16 protein-coding genes are annotated in these 22,938 nt (G+C 46.8%); 8 read left to right on the plus strand and 8 right to left on the minus strand.

Annotated features, from left to right (window positions below; genetic code table 11):
- Positions 1–220 precede the first annotated feature (220 nt).
- On the plus strand, positions 221–2,371 hold the full coding sequence (locus tag LEP1GSC061_RS10120) for a molybdopterin oxidoreductase family protein (protein ID WP_040508418.1): 2,151 nt from the start codon (positions 221–223) through the stop codon (positions 2,369–2,371).
- Here the strand turns inward: LEP1GSC061_RS10120 and LEP1GSC061_RS10125 are convergent, their stop codons facing one another.
- On the minus strand, positions 2,372–3,430 hold the full coding sequence (locus LEP1GSC061_RS10125; protein WP_016545150.1) for a HesA/MoeB/ThiF family protein: 1,059 nt from the start codon (positions 3,428–3,430) through the stop codon (positions 2,372–2,374). It lies immediately after the preceding gene.
- Positions 3,431–3,554: 124 nt separating this feature from the next.
- Between LEP1GSC061_RS10125 and LEP1GSC061_RS10130 the strand changes: the two genes are divergently transcribed.
- From LEP1GSC061_RS10130 to mobA, 4 genes are read left to right on the plus strand one after another with little or no spacing between them, the layout of a single operon-like run.
- Positions 3,555–4,496 (plus strand): GTP 3',8-cyclase MoaA, encoded by a 942-nt coding sequence (locus LEP1GSC061_RS10130; RefSeq protein ID WP_016545361.1) that lies wholly within the window; start codon positions 3,555–3,557, stop codon positions 4,494–4,496.
- 1 nt (position 4,497) lies between these two features.
- Positions 4,498–4,740, plus strand: a complete 243-nt coding sequence (locus tag LEP1GSC061_RS10135; RefSeq protein ID WP_016545400.1) for a MoaD/ThiS family protein — start codon at positions 4,498–4,500, stop codon at positions 4,738–4,740.
- Between the two features lies 1 nt (position 4,741).
- A complete protein-coding gene (locus tag LEP1GSC061_RS10140; RefSeq protein ID WP_016545252.1) occupies positions 4,742–5,188 on the plus strand; it encodes a molybdenum cofactor biosynthesis protein MoaE in 447 nt (148 codons plus the stop codon).
- A complete protein-coding gene (gene mobA / locus LEP1GSC061_RS10145; protein ID WP_016545135.1) occupies positions 5,166–5,777 on the plus strand; it encodes a molybdenum cofactor guanylyltransferase in 612 nt (203 codons plus the stop codon). The genes LEP1GSC061_RS10140 and mobA overlap by 23 nt, the downstream gene beginning before the upstream one ends.
- Here the strand turns inward: mobA and LEP1GSC061_RS10150 are convergent, their stop codons facing one another.
- The 6 genes from LEP1GSC061_RS10150 to LEP1GSC061_RS10175 are packed head-to-tail and all read right to left on the minus strand — an operon-like array spanning position 5,778 to position 12,826.
- Positions 5,778–6,956, minus strand: a complete 1,179-nt coding sequence (locus tag LEP1GSC061_RS10150) for a molybdopterin molybdotransferase MoeA (RefSeq protein WP_016545226.1) — start codon at positions 6,954–6,956, stop codon at positions 5,778–5,780.
- Complete coding sequence (moaCB, locus tag LEP1GSC061_RS10155) at positions 6,953–7,873, minus strand: bifunctional molybdenum cofactor biosynthesis protein MoaC/MoaB (RefSeq protein ID WP_016545246.1); 921 nt, start codon at positions 7,871–7,873, stop codon at positions 6,953–6,955. The genes LEP1GSC061_RS10150 and moaCB overlap by 4 nt, the downstream gene beginning before the upstream one ends.
- Before the next feature lie 12 nt (positions 7,874–7,885).
- Positions 7,886–8,668: a uroporphyrinogen-III C-methyltransferase gene (gene cobA / locus LEP1GSC061_RS10160; protein WP_016545335.1), complete on the minus strand. Its 783-nt coding sequence runs from the start codon at positions 8,666–8,668 to the stop codon at positions 7,886–7,888.
- Positions 8,669–8,684: 16 nt separating this feature from the next.
- Entirely contained in the window at positions 8,685–9,041 is a 357-nt protein-coding gene (gene nirD, locus LEP1GSC061_RS10165) for a nitrite reductase small subunit NirD (RefSeq protein ID WP_016545341.1), read from the minus strand.
- A 9-nt stretch (positions 9,042–9,050) separates the two neighbouring features.
- Positions 9,051–11,567, minus strand: coding sequence for a nitrite reductase large subunit NirB (gene nirB / locus LEP1GSC061_RS10170; RefSeq protein ID WP_016545370.1), 2,517 nt, complete (start codon positions 11,565–11,567; stop codon positions 9,051–9,053).
- A gap of 35 nt (positions 11,568–11,602) precedes the next feature.
- Entirely contained in the window at positions 11,603–12,826 is a 1,224-nt protein-coding gene (locus LEP1GSC061_RS10175) for a nitrate/nitrite transporter (RefSeq protein WP_016545160.1), read from the minus strand.
- 346 nt (positions 12,827–13,172) lie between these two features.
- On the opposite strand from LEP1GSC061_RS10175, the gene LEP1GSC061_RS10180 reads away from it, so the two are divergent.
- A complete protein-coding gene (locus LEP1GSC061_RS10180; RefSeq protein WP_040508422.1) occupies positions 13,173–16,682 on the plus strand; it encodes a nitrate reductase in 3,510 nt (1,169 codons plus the stop codon).
- Between the two features lie 181 nt (positions 16,683–16,863).
- On the plus strand, positions 16,864–18,474 hold the full coding sequence (locus LEP1GSC061_RS10185; RefSeq protein WP_415751833.1) for an alginate export family protein: 1,611 nt from the start codon (positions 16,864–16,866) through the stop codon (positions 18,472–18,474).
- A gap of 13 nt (positions 18,475–18,487) precedes the next feature.
- Here the strand turns inward: LEP1GSC061_RS10185 and LEP1GSC061_RS10190 are convergent, their stop codons facing one another.
- Positions 18,488–19,009, minus strand: coding sequence for a hypothetical protein (locus LEP1GSC061_RS10190; protein WP_016545208.1), 522 nt, complete (start codon positions 19,007–19,009; stop codon positions 18,488–18,490).
- Between the two features lie 400 nt (positions 19,010–19,409).
- On the opposite strand from LEP1GSC061_RS10190, the gene LEP1GSC061_RS10195 reads away from it, so the two are divergent.
- The gene (locus LEP1GSC061_RS10195; RefSeq protein WP_016545233.1) at positions 19,410–22,937 is read left to right on the plus strand and encodes a nitrate reductase; all 3,528 of its coding nucleotides are present in this window, start codon (positions 19,410–19,412) and stop codon (positions 22,935–22,937) included.
- Position 22,938 lies beyond the last annotated feature (1 nt).

Raw genomic sequence — 22,938 nt, forward strand, 5'->3', positions numbered from 1 at the left:
TAGAATATTCCGAATCCGAAATCGATTCGACCGATCTTATAATATCGATCCCGTTTTTACCAAGTAGAGACCGAATGTTAGGATTCCGCATGGAGAACTCTCGTAGGATCTCCTACAAGAAAACGCCGTTCGGAAAGATATAAGAACTAATCCGACTAAGACTTGCTTTTCTGATCCAACTCGTATATAAGTGTCCCGTTAAAAGGCAAGGCTTTCCGTTATGACTCAAACATATTATCGTACCTGTACCCTTTGCGAGGCGATGTGCGGTCTCAAATTCGAAGTGAACGGCGATGTGATAGAATCCATTCGGGGAGACAAAGAGGATCCGTTTAGTCGAGGTCATCTTTGTGCAAAGGGACCGGAACTTAAGAATCTGCACGAAGACAAGGATAGACTTAAAAAACCTTTAAAAAGGACCGCCGACGGTTGGGTTCAGGTTACTTGGGAAGAGGCGCTGACCGATATCGCCAAGCGATTGTTTGAGATCCAAAGCAAATACGGATTCGATTCGGTGGCGATATATAGCGGCAACCCTACGGTTCATAATTACGGATCTATGCTCATGGGGCAAAGGTTCGCCAATCGTTTGAAGTCCAAGAATAAATTCTCCGCCACCTCCGTAGACCAATTACCTCACCAATTATTATCCTATCTTATGTTCGGCCACCAATTGCTCGTTCCGATTCCCGATATCGATCGAACGAATTTCTTTCTCATTCTCGGCGGGAATCCCTTCGCTTCCAACGGAAGTCTCATGAGCGTTCCCGACGTGAAAAAGAGGCTGAAGGATATTCAGGAAAGAGGGGGAAAATACGTGGTCGTGGATCCTAGACGGACCGAAACGGCCAATCACGCCGATGAGCATCTTTTCATCCGCCCCAATACGGATGTGTTCTTTCTTCTCGCCTTCATTCATGTTTTGTATCGGGACGGCTTGGTAAAACCTTCGGATCTATACTCTATTAAAGAATCCGAAAGTCTTCGTTCTCTCTCCTCTCAATTCCCTCCGGAGAAAGTTTCCGGAGTCACCGGAATTCCGGCGGAAACCATCGAGAGGGTTGCGACCGAATTCGCGAAGACCGAGGGAGCGGTTTGTTACGGAAGAGTGGGAGTCTCCACCCAAACTTTCGGATCCTTATGCCAATGGTTGATCAATTCCATCAATATTCTCACCGGAAATATGGACTTCGTAGGAGGAGCCATGTTCACATTGCCTGCCGTGGACATGATCGATCCTAAAAGCGCTATGAGAAGTTCTCCCGGAAGTTTCGACACGTTTCGGTCCAGAGTAAGAGGACTCCCGGAGTTCAGCGACGAGTTACCGGTTTCCGTTTTGGCCGAAGAGATCGTTACGGAGGGAGAAGGTAGGATTCGCGCTCTGGTAACTTCGGCGGGAAATCCGGTTCTCTCCACTCCTAACGGATCCGGATTGGAAAAGGCGCTGGAGGATCTGGAGTTCATGGTAAGCGTGGATATCTATCTGAACGAGACTACGAAGTACGCGAATTATATCCTTCCTCCCACTTCTTCTTTAGAGCACGATCATTACGATTTAGTGTTTAACGTTTTTGCGGTACGAAATGTCGCCAGATATTCCAAGCCCATTTTCGATCCGGAAGAAGGGATGTTGCACGATTGGGAGATCTTTTCGGATCTAACGAAACGCATCGAGCTCTTACGTACCGGGAAACCTCTGCCCAAGGAATTGATTCGTACGAAACTCAGTCCGGAAAGTATCATCGAACACGCATTAAAGACGGGCCCTTACGGATCCAAAGGAGGCTCCGAAACGGGAATGAGCCTGGAGTTACTGAAAAACAGCGATCACGGAGTCGATCTCGGGCCTTTAAAACCCTGCTTTCCGGAAAGATTATGCACCCAGGACAAAAAGATCAGACTCTTTCCTGAGGAGATTCGGAAGGAAACGGATCGTCTGCCGGATAAATTCGAGGAAATGCGAAGCCTTTCCGGAGATCGTTTGAAGTTCCTTTTGATAGGAAGAAGGCATTTAAGAAACAATAATTCATGGATGCATAATATGCCCAAGTTGATGACCGGAAAGAACCGATGCACGCTTCTCATTCATCCGGACGACGCGAGTTCCTTGGGGCTTTCCGATTCGGAGGAGGTACTGGTCAAATCCAGAGTTTCCTCCGTATCCATACCCGTGGAGATCAGCGACGAAATGATGCGTGGAATCGTGAGTATGCCTCACGGTTTCGGTCATGGAAAGAAGGGGATCGGTCTCGAGGTGGCGAATCGTTTCGCGGGAGTAAGCTTGAACGATCTCACGGATGATCGGGCAATAGACGAATTCTCCGGAAACGCCGCTTTTAGCGGAACTCCGGTCTCCATTCATAAAATTTAATCAGAGAGAATCGACTCCTAAGAGAAGAGCCCGTCTGCCTCCGCTCAAGGAATAGACTCGGGAAAAATGCGGAGAAAGAATCGCTACTGCCTTCTTGGAGCGGATCCCGGATTCGCATACTAGAATCAAGGTGCTTTCTTTCGGTAGGTCAGGGAGGTTTCCTTTTTCCATTTCGGAAAGAGGGAAGAAGATGGAATCCGGAATCGATTGGGAACTTCTTTCCTCGGACTCTCTGACGTCGATCAAATGGGCACTCGGATTCCTTTTTTCCGATAAATATTCTTCTAAGCCTATTTCGATTTTCGTTCTCGCGGAATTTTCCCTTTTAGATCCGCAGCAGGAGCAATTCGGATCCGATTGCATAACAGTTTCGTAATATAAGGGAGAATCCCATTCTAATTGGAAAAGCCTATCCTTAGGAGTCTTGTCCGGGCCCAGGAGGTATCGAATCGCAAGCGCCGCTTGGTGAGCTCCTGCGATAGTGGATAATGTTCCGAGGACTCCTCCGATTACGCAATTCCCGATTTCTACTTCCTCCAAATTAGGATATACGCATCTATAGCAGGGTTTCGATGAGAATAGAGCGAATTGGGCGCTGGTCCTATACAGGGACGCCATAACGAAAGGTTTTCCCGCAGAGACGCATAGATCGTTGATCCAGTATTTAGCCGATACTGTGTCCGTACAATCTAAGACGATGTCCCAGGAATCCAGAAATTCGGCTGAGAGATTAGAATCGAAGACTCGCGTGAAAATTTCGACTTTTAGATCGGGGACTCGAGCCTCTAAGAATTCTTTCGTGGCCTCCGTCTTAAACCTTCCAATATCCGACAAGGTAAAGGTTGTTTGTCTATGTAGATTCGTCAGTTCTACTTTGTCGAAATCCAGTAGCCCGACTCTTCCTACTCCCGAACAAGCTAGTTGTAGGCTCGCCGGAGCTCCTAAACCCCCGAGTCCTATCACTAAGACCGAGGACCCGGATAATCTTTCCAGGCCATCGGGGCCTATGGAAGGAACGAGTGTTTGTCGTGAAAAAAACTTGGTTCTATCCGGACTCATGACGGTTAAATTCCCCTGTAAAATGAAGATGGGCAAGTCCTTTTAAGACGACGGAAAAAAGAAAAGCCTTCCGCTTGCCGATTTTGGTTTCCAAGCAACCCTATAGAGGATAGGATAGTATATAGTGATCCAAGAGAAAAGAAAATTCGAAGTCTTGAGAGTCAGTGTGACTTCCAACTGTGCTTTGGGTTGCGTTTATTGCGCTCCTAAGGGTAGTGAAGATAGCTATCCTGGCGACGCTCATCCCGCTTTTCTTTCCACGGAATTATTCACTTCTAATATCGAAAGGCTCTCCAAAAAGATCGATATCAAGGAAGTGCATCTAACCGGAGGAGAACCTACCCATCATAAGGAACTTCCAGAACTCATTTCAAGAGCGAATCGGCTCGGGATTCCGGATATAGCAGTGACGTCCAACGGTATATTCTCCGACGGACTCATCGAAAAAATGAAATTAGCCGGACTAACTCGGATGAATTTTTCCGTAGACACTCTTTCTTCGGAAGGCTTCCGCAGAATGACGGGCAGAAACGTTTCTTTGGATAAATTACTCTCCAGGGTCGAAGAAGCGATCGCCGCAGATTTGAACGTAAAGATCAATTGTACAGTCTTAAGAGGTTATAACGAGGACCAGGTATTGCCTCTGCTTCTTTGGGCGGGAGAGAAGAATATACCCATCCGTTATCTGGAACTTATGAAGATGGGTCCTTTACAAAATCGTCATAAAGAATTATTCTATTCCGCCGAGGAGATACGTTCCCAAATCCGATCCCGTTTTGATTTTCTACCTTGGGAAACTTCTGCTGATTCGACGGCTAAGTATTTCAAAACGGAAATAGGCTCCATTTTCGGAGTCATTGCGAATCATACGGAGCCGTTCTGCGGGGGTTGCAATCGTCTGCGAATGGATGTGAGAGGTAGAATCTACGGTTGCCTAAGCGATACTCGATCTTATCCCGTTTCCGAAGTCGAATCCGAATTGGAGGATGCCTTGGATTCCGCCATGAAAACCAAGAAGGACGAGTTTACGGGCAGTCTCATTTCGATGAAGTATATCGGAGGATGAATTGAATATAGAACTGTATTGTTTTGCTGCCATGAAGGATTATTTTCCGGCTCGAGATTCTCTCTCTTTGGAAAAGGTGGAGACCGTTGCGGACTTAAGAAATCATCTCTCCGTCCTGAAGCCGGATTCCTCGGATCTTCTTCGGCTCTGTAGATTTGCGATCAATCAGACCATCGTTGCGGACGAAGTGAAATTATTCGACGGGGCTTCGGTTGCGGTCCTTCCCCCGTCCAGCGGAGGTTGAAATGCAGGTCGCCAAGGATTTTGCACATATCACGGAATCTCCCATCGATACGAATCGCTTTTTACCTAAGGACGATAAGATCGGCGCCTTCGTATTCTTTGCGGGAATCGTAAGAAATCTGAACGAAGGAAAAGACGTAACTCATCTGGAATACGAGGCATTTGCACCCATGGCGGATGAGATGATCGGTACGATCTTGGCGGATGCCCGAAAAAAATGGGACCTCCTACATACTCATTGCGTGCATAGACTGGGGGTCCTTCAGGTTTCCGAAGTGGCGGTGCTAGTAACGACCGGATCCATGCACAGGGCCGAGGCGTACGAGGCAAATCGTTATATAATAGATAGAGTCAAACACGAGGTTCCGATTTGGAAGAAGGAATACTTCACCGACGGAACTTCTTCCTGGTCCAAAGGATGTGTGCATGGGGAGTCGGGACATCACTAGGTCTATTGCAGGTCTCATTCTCTCCGGAGGATACAGTTATAGAATGGGTAGGGACAAGGCGCTCCTGCCTTTCGGCAAGCATCATACGTTCCTTTCTTATACGTATCATAAACTCGGTCGTTTGATTCCTTCCGTTTTCGTTTCGATTAGAAAAGACCAGGAGAAAACGTATTCAGGCCTTTATCCGAATTACCGTTTTGTTTCGGACGAGGAGAACGGGTGGGAGGGTCCTCTGAAAGGAATCTTAAGTCTCCATTCTATACTTAAGAAAGAAGGCAAAGAAACTTCGGTGCTCGTGATGCCAGTGGACATGCCCTATGTGTATTCTAAGACTCTTTCCGGATTGATTCTACGTTTTCAAGCCTCTGGCAAAAGCGTATTCTATAAGACGGGCGAAGGACTCGAACCTCTTTGCGGACTCTACGATTTCTCTTTGCTATCCTCCTGGCAGGCGGAGACGAATAGGATAGAATTCTCACCTAAAAAAAGATTAGAAAATTCTACTATAGAATGTTTGGAACTTTCTACGAGAGAAAGAGCCCGTTTTCGAAATCTAAATTTTCCCCAGGATCTAAAAATGAAGGGATGATCACCAAGGGAAGAATTCTATAATATCCGAATCTTCCAACTCCGGCCGATCACTCGGATGCACCGCTATTCCGTCCGAAAATACTCCTGCCAGAATATCGCCGCTTCCGTTGAACTTTTTCATTTCCAGACCGGTCTGTCTCCGTTCGGAGAGTAAGACCGGAAAATATTCCGTTAAGTCCTTTTTCTTTTTTCTCGTTCCGAAGAAGGGAAGTTTGAGGGGGCGCTTAGGTTGCAAGCCTTGGAATCTAAGTATATAAGGTTCCAAGAATATTTTGGCACAGACCTGCACGCTGAAAGGATTTCCGGGAAGAGCGAACACCGCGGTTTTTTCCTTCGTTCCGAACCAGAAAGGTTTTCCCGGCTTGATTTTGATCTTATGGAAACGGTTCTCTACTCCACATTTTTCTAATATGCTCGGGATCAGATCTAGGCTTCCCATGGATACTCCTCCGGATAGGACGAGTATATCGGAGTCCAATCCTTCTCTTACGTATCTTTCGATCGTCTCAGGATCATCCGGAAGGAGAGAGACGGATTTCGGTCGGATACCCAAACTTGTAAGTAGCGAAACGATCGTATAAGTATTGGAATCTCGGATTTGGTGGGGAAGAGGCACCTTATCGATGGAAACCACTTCATTGCCCGTGGAAAGGATTACGATTTTAGGTCGGGAGTGGGTTAAAATTTCCTTTTTTCCGAGCGTGGCCAAAAGCGAAATCTCGGAAACGGATAGGACCTTATCGGAAGAAACGGCGGTCGCTCCGTTTTTGATATCCTCTCCTCGGAGTGCTATATTCAAAAAAGGTTTATTAGGAAGTTCTTTAATGAGAACTTTTTTGTCGGAAACTTCGCAGTCCTCTATTTTTATCACCGCGTCAAACCCTTCGGGGACCGCCGAACCGGTCGCGATCTTTAAAATAGAGGATCCAAGAAAACGATTCGGATCCATACCCGCTGTCATTTCGTTTTCGAAGGTGTATTCTTTTCCTTTTTCCAAATTCTTCGAGCGAACTGCGAACCCATCCATAGTAGCTCTATGAAAAGGAGGATAATCCCGATCTGCTCTTATATCCTCCGCTAAGCATCTACCGTTCGCCTCCTGTAAGGGAACGAGTTCCGATTTAGGTTCGGGAACTCCGGAAAGGATGATTTCCAAGGCCTCGGAAGCAGACTTCAATGTCCTTCTCCTCGCATCATCTTTTTTGCATGAAATAGTCCGGGGAGAATAGCGCTTAGACTCTCTTTTGCTCCGTTGGAACTTCCGGGGAGACAAACGACGATGGTCTTTCCGATCCGGCCAGCCAGGGACCGGGACAACATGGCAAAAGGAGTTCTGTCCTGTCCGAAGGAGCGCATCGCCTCTTCTATCCCGGGAATTCTTTGTTCGAGTAAGGGTTCGATCGCGTCGGGAGTCAGGTCTCTAGGCCCGAGTCCTGTTCCTCCCGTGGTCACGATCAGATCCGTTTTGGAAGCGACCCAGCTTTGGACGGCTTCTTTGATCTTTTCCGGATCGTCCGGAACGATTTTGTATTCCTTTACGACGACCCCTTTCGCTTCCAGCATGCTTTGGATAATTTTACCGGACCCGTCTTCCTTTTTTCCTTCGAAAGCGGAGTCGGAGCAAACTAAGACCGCAGCGCTGGAACCGAAGGAGAATTTGGTGGACTGGGTATCGCTTTTTCCTCCCTTCTTTTCCAAGAGACGAATAGAGGATATTACAAGATTCTTATCTATGGGCTTGAGCAGATCGTATACGGTTAAGGCTGCGACACTTAGACTCGTAAGCGCCTCGATTTCTATTCCGGTCCGTCCTATAGACTTTGCGTTTACTAGGATCTTGATCCCGGTCCCTTCTTGGTTCTCGAATGTCTCGAAGAGAATTTCCAAACCGTCTATGCTTACCGGGTGACAATGAGGGATTAGATCCGAAGTTTTTTTGGCCGCGAGTAGTCCTGCAGCCTTTGCGACTCCGAACAAATCTCCTTTAGGTAACGTGTTTTCTTTTACCCTTTTTAGGGTTTCGGGAGCGCAGAATACGAAGCCTTCCGCGCTAGCCGTTCTGAGGCTACTGATCTTTTCCGTTATATCGTTCATGCTTTCTTCTTATCAAGGAACGGGAGAATCCAGATAAGAAGAAGTTTCTCTGAGTTCCCGCATTCTTTCGTAAAATCGGATGATATCTCCGATAATAATAAGGATCGGGGAATCTGTGTCCGATTTCAATGCTATTTTTCCCACATTCTCCAGAGTGGATGTTCGAATTTTTTGTTTGGGAGTCGTAGCGCTTTCTATCAGAGCGATCGGAGTTTCGGGAGAATTTCCACTCTTGAGCAAGGAAGATACGATGATCTCCAAAGATCGAAACCCCATATAAACGACTAGAGTCTTGCCCTTGCAGTCCAAATGTCGGAACCCTTCCTCGTTTTTTCCGTCCTTCTTATGGCCGGTTAGAAATACGATCTCCTGAGAGTAATTCCGATGAGTCAGAGGAAAGCCTAGGCTCGCAGCGGCTCCGGAAGCGGTCGTGATGCCCGCAACGATTTCACATTCGATCCCTCGTGAGAGAAGATAGAAATATTCTTCTCCTACTCTTCCAAAGACGGAAGGATCTCCTCCCTTCAATCGGACCACATGTCGGAACTGTTCCGCGGCTTCTTCTATTTTCAGATTGATGGTTTCCTGAAGAAAGCTATGCACTCCGATTCTTTTTCCCACATAGACGAGTTTTGTATCCTTTTTGCAGATCTTAAGCAGTTGTAAGGAAACTAAATCGTCGTACAATACCACCTGGGCTTTTCTAAGAATTTTGTGGGCCTTGACCGTGAGAAGATCCGGATCTCCCGGCCCCGCTCCCAGCAAATAGACTTTTCCGAAACGTTTTTCCGGCATAATCGTCTCCGTAATGTTAGTCGATTTGTTCCAAGTCCAGATAAACCTTCCCTTCTTCTACGATGACCGGGTATAGTTTTACCTTATAGTCCTCTCCATTCATACATTCTCCCGTGAGTAGGGAAAAATTTCTTTTATGCATGGGACAGGCCACCTTCGGTTCTCCTTGGAAATCTCCTACAAGCCCACGGGAAAGCACCGTATCCTTGGTATGAGGACAGGCATTTTCGCAGGCGAACCATTCGTTTCGGGATGCGAAACGAAAGATTGCTATTTGCTCTTCACCGATTTTTGCGCAGGTTCCTCCTTCTTCCGGAAAATCGCCGATCGGAGCGATGAAAACTTTGGTCTTACTTGCATTCGTCTGATTCATTTGTTTACCCTAGTTCAAAACTTTCTGGTTCGGCCAATCGACCGGACGCTTTTGGTCCCTTTCCTGTATGAATCGTATTTTAGGATCGGATTCTTCGCTATTGACGAAATGTCTGTAAGGCTTTTGTTTTTCCGGATCGTCTACGACGTCTTTCCATTCGCATACGTAGGAACCTACTAAATAGCTCATCTCTTCTTCCAATTGCGCGTTGATTCCTAAACGATCGTTGATGATTACGTCTTTCAGATAATCCAATCCTCCATCCAATTGTTCCAGCCAGGTGGAGGTTCTCATAAGTTTGTCCGCGCTTCTGATATAGAACATGATGAAACGATCTATATACTTGATGCAGGTATCGCTATCCAAATCTTCCGCTAACAAAAGAGCGTGTTTGGGATTCACTCCTCCGTTTCCTCCCACATAAAGGTTCCAACCTTTCTCAGTGGCGATGATTCCGAAGTCCTTGCTTCTCGCTTCGGCGCATTCTCTGATGCAACCGGATACTGCCGATTTGATCTTATGAGGGGCTCGGATTCCGCGATATCTTTCTTCCAAGCGAATGGCGAAAGAGGTGCTATCTTGGACTCCGTAACGGCACCAAGTGGAACCCACACAGCTCTTAACTGTACGAAGCGCTTTTCCGTAAGCGTGTCCGCTTTCGAAACCGTATTCTATCAGATCCTTCCAGATCTTAGGTAGGTCCTCCATCTTCGCTCCGAGTAGATCGATTCTTTGTCCTCCTGTGATCTTGCAGTAAAGCTCGTACTTCTTAGCGACTTCTCCTATAGCCATGAGTTTGTCCGGGGTGATTTCTCCTCCCGGAATCCTTGGGATAACGGAGTAGGTTCCTCCCCTTTGGATATTCGCTAAGAATTTATCGTTCGTATCCTGGATTTCCCTATGTCTTTGGATAGGTTCGTTCCAGACGCTGGCGAGAATGGACGCGACCGCAGGTTTACAAATTTCGCAACCGGATCCGTCTCCGGCGGAATGTAGGACCTCTCCGAAGGATCTCAATTTTCTAATCTTAACGATATGAAAAAGATCCTGACGGGAATGTTTGAAATGCTCGCAAAGATGCTCCACTACCGCTTTGCCTTGGGCCTTCAGTTCTTTTTTGAGGAGCATCCCGACCTGAGGAATACATCCCCCGCAACCAGTTCCTGCTTTACTGCATTCTTTTAAAGATTGCAGATCCGAACACCCCTTGTCTCGGATTGCGGAGAGTATATCTCCCTTGGATACGTTATTGCAGGAACAAATTTTGGCTTCGTCTGGGAGCGCGTCCGCACTGAACGCATTGTCCACAGATACGGACCCGACAATCAAGGATTCGGGTTCCGCGGGAAGCTCCATCTTATTCAGATATAAGGAGAGGAGGGTTCCGTAGGAACTAGTATCACCTACGAGTATACCTCCGAGCAGATATTTGTAATCCGAAGATATGACGATTTTCTTATACGTTCCTTTCATGGGATTCTTGAATACGATGGGAATATTGTCTCCTTCGCCCAAGGAGTCCCCGAAGGAAGCAACATCCACTCCTACTAATTTCAGTTTAGTGGAAAGATCGGAGCCGAAGTAGTTCTTGTTTGGCTGGTGGAAACTGCAAAGGTTATAAGCAAGAGTCTCCGCCATCTCGTAGCCGGGAGCCACGAGACCATATATCATATTTCTATGAAGTGCGACCTCTCCGATCGCATAGACTCCGTAGTGATTGGTTCTCATATGATCGTCCACGATGATTCCGCCTCTTTCTCCGGTTTGGATTCCGGATTTTCGGGCGAGCTCGTCTCTAGGACGAATGCCCGCCGAGATTACGAGCATTCCCGCCTCCAGACATTCTCCGTCCTTAAATTTCAGTCCTTGGATGGAGCCTTCTCCAATTGCGGCTTCCGTCTGTTTGTTCAAGTGGATGGAGACTCCCAAAGATTCGATTTTGGACCGAAGAATATTCGAAGCCGTTTCATCCAATTGGCGAGGCATGAGTCGGGATGCGAACTCGATCACATGGGTTTCTTTACCTAGATCCACGAGGGCCTTTGCGGCCTCTAATCCCAACAATCCTCCGCCTAGGACCGCGGCCTTTTTGATTCCGACTCCGTATTCTAAGATTCTTTCCAGATCCTCGATGGTTCTGTAGACGAAGACTCCTTTCTTATCCACCCCTTCGAAGTTCGGAACGAAAGGAGAGGATCCGGTGGCAAAGACCAATTCATCGAAATGGAGTTGCTTGCCGGAGGAAGTATGGACGATTCTTTGCGCCATATCCACGAAGGTCGCAGGCTCGGAGAGAAGGAGCCGAATTCGATTCTTCGCATAATAATCCGTGGAACAGAGATATAGATCTTCCGCGGATCTTTTGGAAATGAAGTCGGAAAGATGGACCCGATCGTAAGATCTCCTAGGTTCCTCTCCCAGGATAGTGATTTCGTATTTTTCGGTTCCGCCGTATTCCACGAGTTTCTCCGCGAATTTATGGCTCACCATCCCGTTTCCGATAACGACTAATTTTCTTTTGTTCATATGGATACACCGTCTGACATTATTCTTTTATAAAGTTATGCCGTTTCTAAATTCGGCTGTTTTTCCTGGACGGCCTTGCCTTGCTTATTCCAAACTAGGACGCTGACGAAGAGTAGAACGAGAGCAGCAGTTAGTCCGACTATCGCGAATGCAAGGAAACCCCCGGAATAAGAACCGAAGGCGGATTTGGAGGATCCTAGTAGATTCGGAACGAAGAAGCCGCCGATTCCTCCGAATGCGCCAACGAATCCGGTGATGATGCCTATATCCTTATTGAATCTGCGAGGAACCAATTGGAAGACGGATCCGTTTCCGATACCTAAGAGCGTCATTAGGAAGACGAATAAAGGAAGCATAATGCTAATTTCCGGCATATTCGCGATGCAGACTAATACGGAGGAAAGAAGGACGAGTACCACGGAAAGAACTCCTACTCCTCCGAACTTGTCCGCCAAGTAACCGCCTATGGGGCGGATCATACTCGCACCGATGATACAATAGGAAGTGTAGAGTCCTGTTACTAGTTTATCGACTCCGTACTGATCGTAGAAGAAGATGGGCAGGAAGCTCGCGATTCCTACGAAGCCTCCGAATGTGATACTATATAGAAAGCTGAATAAAAGCGCATCTCTGGATTTTATGGGAGCCAAGTAGTCCAAAAGTTTCTTATTCGTTCTCTCCACGGGAGCGTCTTTCGCTAAAAAGTAAAATAGTGCGAAGACGGAGCAGATAGGAATGAGTGCGATCCCGAAGACCGCATGCCAGCCTAGGCTCTTCGCTATGCCCGGAAAGAACAGGGTCGCTAAAACCGATCCGCTATTTCCCGCTCCTGCGATTCCTAAGACCAGGCCTTGGTATTTTTGCGGATACCATCTGCTTACCAAAGGAAGAGCGACGGCGAAGCTTGCACCCGCGACTCCTAAGAGTAATCCTATGCAGAATATTTCGGAAAGGCTTTGTCCGAAGAGCCATCCCCATAGAAGAGGGATTAACGTGACGGTCATTCCACCCAAGGCCACTTTTCTGGATCCGAATCGATCCGAGAGCAATCCCATCGGGATTCTTAAAAGCGCTCCGCCTAAAAGCGGGATAGAGACCAAGACTCCTTTTTGCGCGGGAGTTAATTTGAATTCTTCCGAAAGAAAGACTCCGATCGCTCCTATGAGCATCCAGACCATGAAGCTAAAATCGAAATATAAAAACGCGCTAACAAGGCTCGGGAAATGACCGACCTTTAAGAATTCCTTAAATTTACCCATGGGAAGCAGACTCCTTTTCGATTGATTTAAAATTTCCAACCCATTCAGCTTATAGCAATAAGTGTGCCTAATTTTTATATAAATTCAAAAATCGAGTAGAATATTGAATCATTGGATGATTCATAAGGCACTGTTCGATAAAACCTCGCTTAAGTTAAATCCAATTTATATTCTCTATCATCAATAATGAGGCAAAGTACGGCTTAAAGTATTCAAAATGAACAATATGATCTAAAAATAAACTAGTCAAATGAGTTGAAATCTTACCGGAGCTTAGATTTGGGGCCCGCCATTAGGGGCGGATAAAAAATATTTATATTGGTATGAAAATTGCTAAGAATCGGATATGCATTCCGAAGCTACATTCAAAAGCACCTGTTCCTACTGCGGAGTCGGTTGTGGAGTGCTGGTGCATAGGAATGAGTCCGGTGAAATCCGAGTGGAAGGAGATCCGGACCATCCTGCGAATCGAGGTCTTCTTTGTTCAAAAGGAAGGAGCCTTCATTATTCCGTAATGGATCGATCCGATCGGATCCTTCATCCGTTACTTCGCAAGAATAGGGGAGCGGAACTCGAGAGAGCAAGCTGGGATCAGGCCCTAGATCGCATCGCTTCGGACTTTAAGAAATATATAAAAGAGTTCGGGCCGGATTCGGTAGGCTTCTATGTGTCCGGGCAACTTCTAACGGAAGAATATTATATCATCAATAAGCTGACCAAAGGCTTTTTAAAAACGAATAATATAGATACGAACTCCAGACTCTGTATGAGTTCGGCAGTGGTCGGCTATAAAATGTCTCTAGGAGAAGATAGCGTCCCTGTCAGCTACGAAGACATAGAATTAGCGGATTGCTTCTTCGTTGCGGGTGCCAATCCCGCCTGGTGTCATCCGATTCTATTCAGAAGGATCGAAGAGAGAAGAAGGAAGAATCCGAACGTAAAACTGATCGTGGTGGATCCTCGAAGAACCGAAAGCTGCGAGGACGCGGATATCCATTTCCAAATTCTTCCCGGAAGCGATATCTATCTCTTTCATGCGATCGCGAGAATATTGATCGAGAACGGATGGATCGATTCGGATTTCGTGGAAAACCACACGGAAGGATTCGAAGATTTTAAGTCCAAGGTGTTTGCCACTTCCGTAGACGAATATGCAAGACATTGCGGAATCGAGAAGGAACGGATCTTAGAGTGCGCCTCCATATTATCGAAATCTAAAGGGTTTCTCACTCTTTGGGCCATGGGCCTTAACCAAAGCGTGATCGGCGTGAACAAGAATGTGGCGCTGATCAATCTTTCTCTGATCACTGGGATGATCGGTAGGCCGGGGGCCGGGCCATTCTCCTTGACGGGACAACCGAATGCCATGGGAGGAAGGGAAGTCGGAGGGCTATGTAATCTACTGCCCGCTCATAGAAACCTGGCAAACCAGGAGCATAGGGAGGAAGTCGCCCGATTTTGGGGAGTCGACTCCATCAACGAACGTCCCGGATACACCGCAGTGGAGATGTTTCAAAATCTTAAAAGCGGAAAGATGAAAGCGGTTTGGATCGTATGCACCAATCCGACGGTGAGTCTTCCGAACGCTAGGGAAGTCGAATCCGCATTACGTTGCGCGGAGCTAGTGATTGTTCAGGATATCTCCTTAAGTTCCGGCGCCGTCCCTTTTGCGGATGTGGTTTTGCCTGCTGCGGGCTGGACGGAGAAGCAAGGTACGATGACCAATTCGGATCGTAGAATAACGTATCTACCTAAGATCATAGATCCTCCCGGCGAAGCCAGGAGCGATAGTTGGATCATCCAAAATTTCGCGAAAAAAATGGGATACGGTAAGTCCTTTTCTTACTCGGACGAAGAGGATATTTTCCTGGAGCATTGTAGGTTAACGGAAGGGACCAATATTGATATTAAGGGACTTGATTATTCGGAAATTAGAATGCACCGATCCGTTCAATGGCCTTATCCGAAGAAAGGCCATGGGGGAACCAAAAGATTATTCGAGGACAGGACATTCTTCCGTCCGAACGGAAAGGCTAAGATTCATTCTGTCGACGAGGCCGACGATTCCGAATCGGTCAGCGATAGATTTCCTTTCATTCTTACAACGGGAAGAATCCGGGATCAATGGCATACCATGACTCGCACCGGCAAGGTCCGAAGACTGAACGAGCATAAGAAGGAAGCCTATTTGGAAATCCATCCGAAGGATGCGGAGAGCTTGGGCTGCATGGACGGAGAGATACTTAGCGTTTATAACGAAAGAGGGAGCGTAAGGGTTAAGGCTTCGATTACTGATTCCATCAAAGAGGGAGTGGTTTTTCTGCCTATGCACTGGGGCAGGAAGAACGATTCGGATATCTCACGGTCCAATAATCTCACCGCGCCGGAATACGATCCTTCATCCAAGCAGCCCGGCTTTAAGATTTCCGCGGTCAACGTGATTCCGTATAAAAAGAAGAAGGAAAAAATTCTGATCGTGGGAGGTGGAAACGCCTCATTGGCTTTCCTTCGCGCATACAGGAACCTCGCGACCGAAGATGAGATCACCGTCCTTTGTAAGGAACCTAATCCATTCTATAATCGGATTCTGTTGCCGGATTACATCAGCGGAGAAAAAGAATTCGAAGATTTGAATGCGATCACGGAAGAGGAGCAGTCCTCCTGGAAAATAGAATTATTTGCCGGACGTGGCGTAGAGAGGATCAATCCCGAAGCTAAGAAGGTATTCGACGCCGATGGAAGAGGATACTCCTACGATAAACTGGTTCTCGCTTTGGGGAGTTCTCCGGTATGGCCCAAATATGTTCAAAAGACGTTAGTTGGTCTTTTTAGTCTTAGAAGTAAGCTGGATGCCGAAAGAATCAAGGGCTATTTCGTTCCCGGTACTTGCGCGCTCATAGTCGGAGGAGGATTGCTCGGTCTGGAAGTCGCAGCGGCTTTGGTCGGAAGCGGCGTGAAGGTGACGGTGCTTGTGAGAACCGATCGATTGATGTCCAAGCAATTGGATTCCGTCGGCGGCGATATACTGAGGGAAGAAATCCTGAAAAGGGGAATCGATATCGTATTCGACGCGGAGATCTCCAAGATCGAAGGCGACGAGAAGGTCTCGCGAGTCAAATTAAATAACGGATCCGTAATGTGTCCGGACGGAATCGTATTCGCCGTAGGTACCAATCCGAATATCTCTTTGGCGGAAAGCTGCGGCTTGGAATGTAATTCCGGGGTCAAGGTGGACGCATTTCTACGATCCGGAGATCCCGATATTTATTGTATCGGAGAGATGGCGGAGCATAGCACCGGGACGTACGGAACGGCTTCCGCCGCGGAAGAGCAGGCTAAAATTGCGGCGGATCATATCTATGGATACGCCCCTCACGGTTACGACGGCTCTCCTCAAACCAATCTTTTGAAAATTCCCGGACTCGATTTGGTCTCGATACGAATTCCAGACGCTCCTTTGGAGGCTTCGGAATCCGGAGAATATGAGGAAGTGGTCTTCTCCGACAGGAGAAGAAGAGTATATAAGAAATGTATCATTCAAAACGATCGATTGGTCGCCGCCATTCTTATCGGAGATAAATCCGAATTCTCTAAGATAAAAGAACTCATCTATTCCGGCATGGAGTTGGGAGAAAAGAGGAATTTCCTTTTTTCTTCCGGAGCTTCGAAAGCGAATCCAGTGATCGGAAAACTAGTCTGTTCCTGCAACGGGGTGGGAGAAGGAAATATTCTTGCCTCGATCCGAAGCGGTGCGTCCGGAATGGAGGAAATCGGTAAAGTCTCCGGAGCAGGCACCGGATGTGGAAGCTGTAGACCCGAGATCGCGAGAATTCTCAAATCGTCCGCGGAAACCTAGTAAAATTAAATTAAAAAAATATAAAATGAAAGGAATCGTTATGCTCAAGCTCAATTGTGTTCGTAGGACGTTCGCCGCGACTTTTCTGGTTCTTTCCGCCGACGTATCCACGTTAAGCGGTCAGGAATCCCAGGCCGGCCAAACGAATCAGGGTGCATCTTCCCAGAATTCGGAACTTTTCATTCAGCCCGCGCAAAAGAATCAGGAACCGAAGAAGGATCCCTTGTGGTCGGACGGTTTGAAAATAGGGGCGATGCTTCGTTTTCGTCCGGAGATGAAATATAATTACGATTTCGACCGATCTAAAAATGATAATTCCGAATTCGTGGGTCAAAAGATCCAGTTTTGGATCGAAAAGGATTTTAACGAGCAGATCAAAGCAAAGATTACCTTTCAGGATGCAAGAGTCTGGGGAGCGGAGACAGGATCCGCTTCCGGTCTGAATACAGCAAACGATTCCACGAAACAATCCACGGATATAAGGGAGGCCTGGGTGGACGTAAAAAATCTGATCGGTCCGGTCAGTTTGCAAAGCGGACGTCAGATTCTGAGATACGGAGAGGAAAGGCTCGTAGGAGGGTTGGATTGGACTAACGTAGGGCGGAGCTTCGACGGGTTCCGTTTCAAATACGATACCAAGGAATTATCTTCCCACGCATGGGTCATGGTGATAGGAGAGCAGGATTCCGACATCGCCGGGAATTCTTCTTCATTAGGAAAAAAGAATACGTATCAGGCTCAGTACAATTGTCCTACCGGAAGCGCTACTTGTAAACTCTCCCCGAACGCTTCCCGGAGGGAGAGCGGGGACGCTTACTTTGCCGGTTTTTACAATACGTATAAGCCTTCCGAGATACTAAACGTGGATTTGTATTATATAGGTCTCCAGAAGAAATGGATCCCTACGAATAACGGGAGCATTCTATCCGTTTCGAATCCGGATCCTTATCCGAGGGACTCCCGTTGGGATATCCTACATACTTTCGGGATGCGAATTACGAATCGCACCCAGAAAGACAGGAAGTCCACCCAAGCTTGGGATTATTCCCTGGAATACGCCGTGCAAACGGGCTCCACCGGAAAGACGGTGAGGCCCGGCTGGGATAACGGAGATAATAGCGTTTCCGTTAGGGATCCGATCACCGGAACGGTTCGATCGGAAAGCATATATAAGGAAAAACAAAAATACGACGCATTCGCGTTTGCGTTGGATTTCGGCTACACGATCTCCCAATTTCGTTTCGGAGTGGAATACGATGTGGGAAGCGGAGATCCGAATCGCAAAGACGGATCCGTTTCCACATTCTCGAATCTATTCCATTCGAATCACATATATTACGGAGAAGCGGATCAGGTAAGCTGGGTGAATATGATCGGTAAATCCGCAAACTTAACTTGGGAATCGGAAGAATGGGGTAAGTTTCGGATCGCTTATTGGTTAGTGGACAAGCATAAACGCCAGGATGGTTGGTACGATATCACCGGTAATTTGAAAGAGGGCGCAAGTACGGAGTCCATATCGAATAATCACTACGCGAGCGGAATTCCGGCGACTAAGGACGGATTAGGAGATAACCGAGGGGTGGGACTTCTGGGTACGAATCTTTTCCGAGAGATAGACTTCACCTATTCCATCAAACACAAAAGTGTCGCTTGGGCTCTGGGACTCAGTTGGATCTATGCGGGAGACGCTGTCGGAAGAAAAGTGAACGACGTTACCGTCGCTTATAACTCCTCTAGCTTTCTGCCCCAAGCCCAGTTTGCGTATCTTATGATGACATATACCTTGTAGAATTCGGAAAGGGTTATTGGATATGGTCGAGTTGTATCTTGAGTTTGTAATTGAATCCGAAGTATTCGATTAGTTTTAGCTCCAACTCATTATTGAAACGGATCACTTTTTTGGCATATTCTTCCAAAAGGGATAAGTGAGGACCTTTATGTTTTTCCTTAATTTCCTTTTGGAGTTCCCAAAATTCCTTGGTGCTCTGCTTTCCGATTTTTCGGAACTGTTGCTTGCTTTGAAAACTTCGATTTAGAAAAGAATAAAGGAGAGGATGTTTTTCGATGGAAAGATCGGAGTCTTTGATCTCGAACTTGGCTTCGGATTCGAGCGAATCACCCTCTTGGGATTTGATTCTGGTCAGGACCCGGGGTAAAGATCTCGCTATATCCTCATAGTGGTGGAATTGGGTATGCAACCAAAGGTTCAAGGTAAGCGCATTCAAAGGTTTCGGTTCTTTCTTGAATTCCGCAAAGGCTTCTTCCAATAAATCCGCATGGAAATAAAAGTTAAATAGAACTTCGTGATCGATCTTCTCTTTCATTCTTATTCCGGGAATTCTCTTACTAGGAGTTCGAGACGCTTTAGGCCGCGTTCCGAACCACGGGTATTCTTTTGCCCGATTCTAATATTCTATTTGAGGCATATTTTGTGCCAAACGTATAAAATATAGTTTGTAAACCGAAAATAGTAAATTCGCAAGAGAATTGGCGTTTTAATACACCCCATTCTCGCAAAATTTCAGGGAGAAGATAAAGCAGTTGGAAGAATTTTTTGAGAAGAATAGGAGGTTGGTTCCGTATGCCTAGTATTTCTACAGGATGCCGTGGTTTTATGGAAAGGGTATTCTATCGTAGTTTGGGGAAAAATCGAAGGAACTCTAATTCCTTGAAAAGCAATTGTATGTCTGTGACTTGGCTCGGAAATTGCATACTAGATAAAGAATGAGGTATTCTAAGACATTTCAGACTACCTGCTCCTATTGCGGAGTCGGCTGCGGAATTCTCGTAAAGAAATCGGGAAATAGGGAAATCTCCGTACAAGGTGATCCCCAACATCCGGTAAACAAGGGGCTGTTATGCTCCAAGGGAATGAATCTGCATTATTCCGTCATGGACCAATCGGATAGAATTCTTTACCCCATGCTTCGAGAGGATCGAAATTCTCCCCTCCAAAGGACGACTTGGGACTCCGCATTGGAGAAAGCTGCCTCCGAATTCCGAAGGATAATCGACGAATATGGACCGGATTCGGTCGCATTCTACGTTTCCGGGCAGCTTCTCACGGAAGAATATTATATTATAAATAAGTTATCCAAAGGGTTTATAGGCACGAACAATATAGACAGCAATTCCAGGCTTTGCATGAGTTCGGCGGTTTCCGCGTATAAGATGTCTTTGGGAGAGGATTCCGTTCCGATCAATTACGACGATATAGAGTTAGCGGATTGCTTTTTGATTGCGGGAGCCAATCCGTCTTGGTGTCATCCCATTATTTATAGAAGAATAGAGGCCCGTAAAAAAGCGGATCCTACGGTTAAGATCATAGTGATCGATCCTAGAAAAACCGAAACCTGCGAAGACGCGGATCTGCACCTACAGATCAATCCGGGAACCGATATCTATCTTTTGCATTCCATAGCCAGGATTCTGATCGAAAACAATTGGATAGATAAGGAATTCATAATATATAATACGGAAGGATTCGAGGATTTGAAGAATCTGGTCTTTTCCATGGACCCGGATTCCTCGGCAGAAATCTGCGGAGTATCTACCGAGCAAATCAGAAGGGCCGCTAGAATGATCGGAGAATCGAACGGATTTCTGAGCCTTTGGGCGATGGGATTGAACCAAAGTTTGATCGGAGTCAATAAGAGTTTAGCTCTCATTAATCTCAATTTACTTCGAGGAAAGATCGGTAAACCTGGGTCCGGTCCATTCTCCTTAACCGGACAGCCGAATGCAATGGGAGGGAGAGAAGTCGGAGGAATGTGTAATTTACTCCCTGCACATAGGGATTTGGACGATCCGGAGCATAGAAGGGAAGTCGCGGATTTTTGGGGGGTCTCCGATCTGCCGAGTAAACCGGGCCTTAGCGCTACTGAAATATTCGAAAAATTGAATGAAGGTCGCTTAAAGGCGATTTGGATCGTCTGTACGAATCCTACGGTTAGCCTTCCCGATGCCAGTACCTTGGAGAAGGGACTCGCGAACGCGGAATTAGTCGTTGTGCAGGACATTTCTATGGATGTGGGAACTTTACCTTACGCCGACATCGTCCTTCCTGCGGCGGGCTGGTCGGAGAAAAGCGGAACCATGACCAATTCGGATAGAAGAATCACTTATCTTCCGAAGATTCTGGAGGCTCCGGGAGAAGCTAGGCCCGATGCTTGGATTATTCGAGAATTCGCCCGTAAATTGAGATTCGAGAAATACTTTTCCTACGAAACGGAGGAGGAGATCTTTCTGGAATTCTGCCGTCTGACCCGGGGTACTCGTATGGATATCTCGGGATTGGATTACGAGATTCTACAAAAGGAAAGATCGGTGCAGTGGCCGTTCTCTTCCGATTCCGGAGCGGGCACGGATAGGTTATTCACCGATAGAAAGTTTTATAGACCGAACGGTAAGGCTAAGATTCACGCGGTGGATTACGAGGATCCTTCCGAGAAAGCCACCGAAGACTTTCCTTTCATTCTTACCACCGGTAGATTTCGGGATCAATGGCATTCCATGACCCGAACCGGCAAGGTTCGAAAATTGAAGGAGCATAGAAGGGATGCGAATGTGGAGATGCATCCCGAGGACGCGGCGAAATACAATCTGAAGGAAGGCCTACTCGTAGAAGTCAAAAATTCTCGCGGAATAGTGAGGACTAAGATCACTCTTTCCAAGGCTCTTAAGCCTGGTGTGGTGTTTTTGCCGATGCATTGGGGAAAAAGGAACGGCACCGACCTCTCCCGATCCAATAATTTGACCGATTCTAGTTTCGATCCTATATCCAAGCAACCGGGTTTTAAAATCTCTGCGGTGAATATCGTTCCTTATAAAAAACCCCGGGAAAAGATCTTAATTATCGGAGGCGGGACCGCAACATTAGAATTTATTAAATCTTACAGGCCTTCCGCCCCGAGAGACGAGATCGTCGTAATCTGTAAAGAAGAGGATCCCTTCTATAATAGGATTCTTTTGCCCGATTATATCGGTGGGGAGAAAACCTTCAGTCAATTATCCGCCATGGAAAAAAGAGAAATCGATTCCTTGGATATTGATACGCTCCCGAAGACTGAGATCGTAAAAGTTTATCCCGAAGGAAAGAAGGTCCGGGATTCCGAAGGAAATCTTTATTCTTACGATAAATTGATTTTGGCTTTAGGAAGCATTCCGATCCGTCCTGATCCATCCTTCTCGAATCGAAAGGGAGTATTTTCTCTCAGGAATAAGTCGGATGCTGATTCTATCCGGGAATATTTCCAAGAGGGAAAATCCGCGATCATCGTGGGGGGAGGTCTCCTAGGTTTAGAATTGGCCGCCGCTCTCGCCTCCATGGGAGTCAACGTTACGGTAATCATAAGAAGCGATCGGTTGATGTCCAAGCGCTTGGATAGGATCGCGAGCGAAATTCTGAAAGAGGAAATCTTAGATAGAGGAATCGATCTGGTCTTCGAGGCCGAAATCGAAGCGATTATAGGAGAGAATGAAGTCGAATCGGTTCTACTGTCGAACGGACGATCTATTTCCGCCGACGGAATCATTTTCACAATAGGCACCACTCCCAATATAGAAATCGCGAAGTCGGCGGGTTTGAAATGCAAGGAAGGCGTACTCGTGGACTCCTTTCTACAGACAAGCGATCCGAATATCTATTGCATCGGCGAGATGGCGGAGCATAAGACCGGAATCTACGGAACAGTGGCGGCTGTAACGGAAGAAGCGAAAATAGCCGCTCAGAATCTTTACGGCTACTCTTTCGATAGTTTCGAAGGATATCTCCACGGCTATATATTAAAGATCTCTGAATTAGATCTGGCCACGATCAGTCTGCCGGATATCCCTTTGGAGAACGGTTCCGATAACTTCGGCGGCTTCGAGGAAATCACTTTTCTGGATCGTCAGAGCAGAATCTATAAGAAAATCATAATTAGAAACGACAAAATAGTGGCCGCCATTCTCGTCGGGGACAAATCCGAATACTCTAAGTTTAAGGATTGGATTCTCTCCGGAATAGAATTGGGCGAAAGAAGAAAATTCCTCCTCTCCGGAGGGGAGATCATGAAGCCTACGATGGGAAAATTAGTTTGTTCCTGTATCGGAGTGGGAGAAGGAAATATCGAGAAAGCGATCCGAGAGGGAGAGCATAGTCTTGCGGGAATCGGCAAGACCACAGGCGCAGGAACGGGTTGCGGAAGTTGCAGGACAGAGATTTCCCATATTCTTAAAAGAATGATAGAGAACCCGGCGGGTAGATTCTAAT

Origin of the sequence: Leptospira wolffii serovar Khorat str. Khorat-H2 (assembly GCF_000306115.2) — a bacterium.
GTDB classification, from domain to species: Bacteria; Spirochaetota; Leptospiria; order Leptospirales; family Leptospiraceae; genus Leptospira_B; species Leptospira_B wolffii.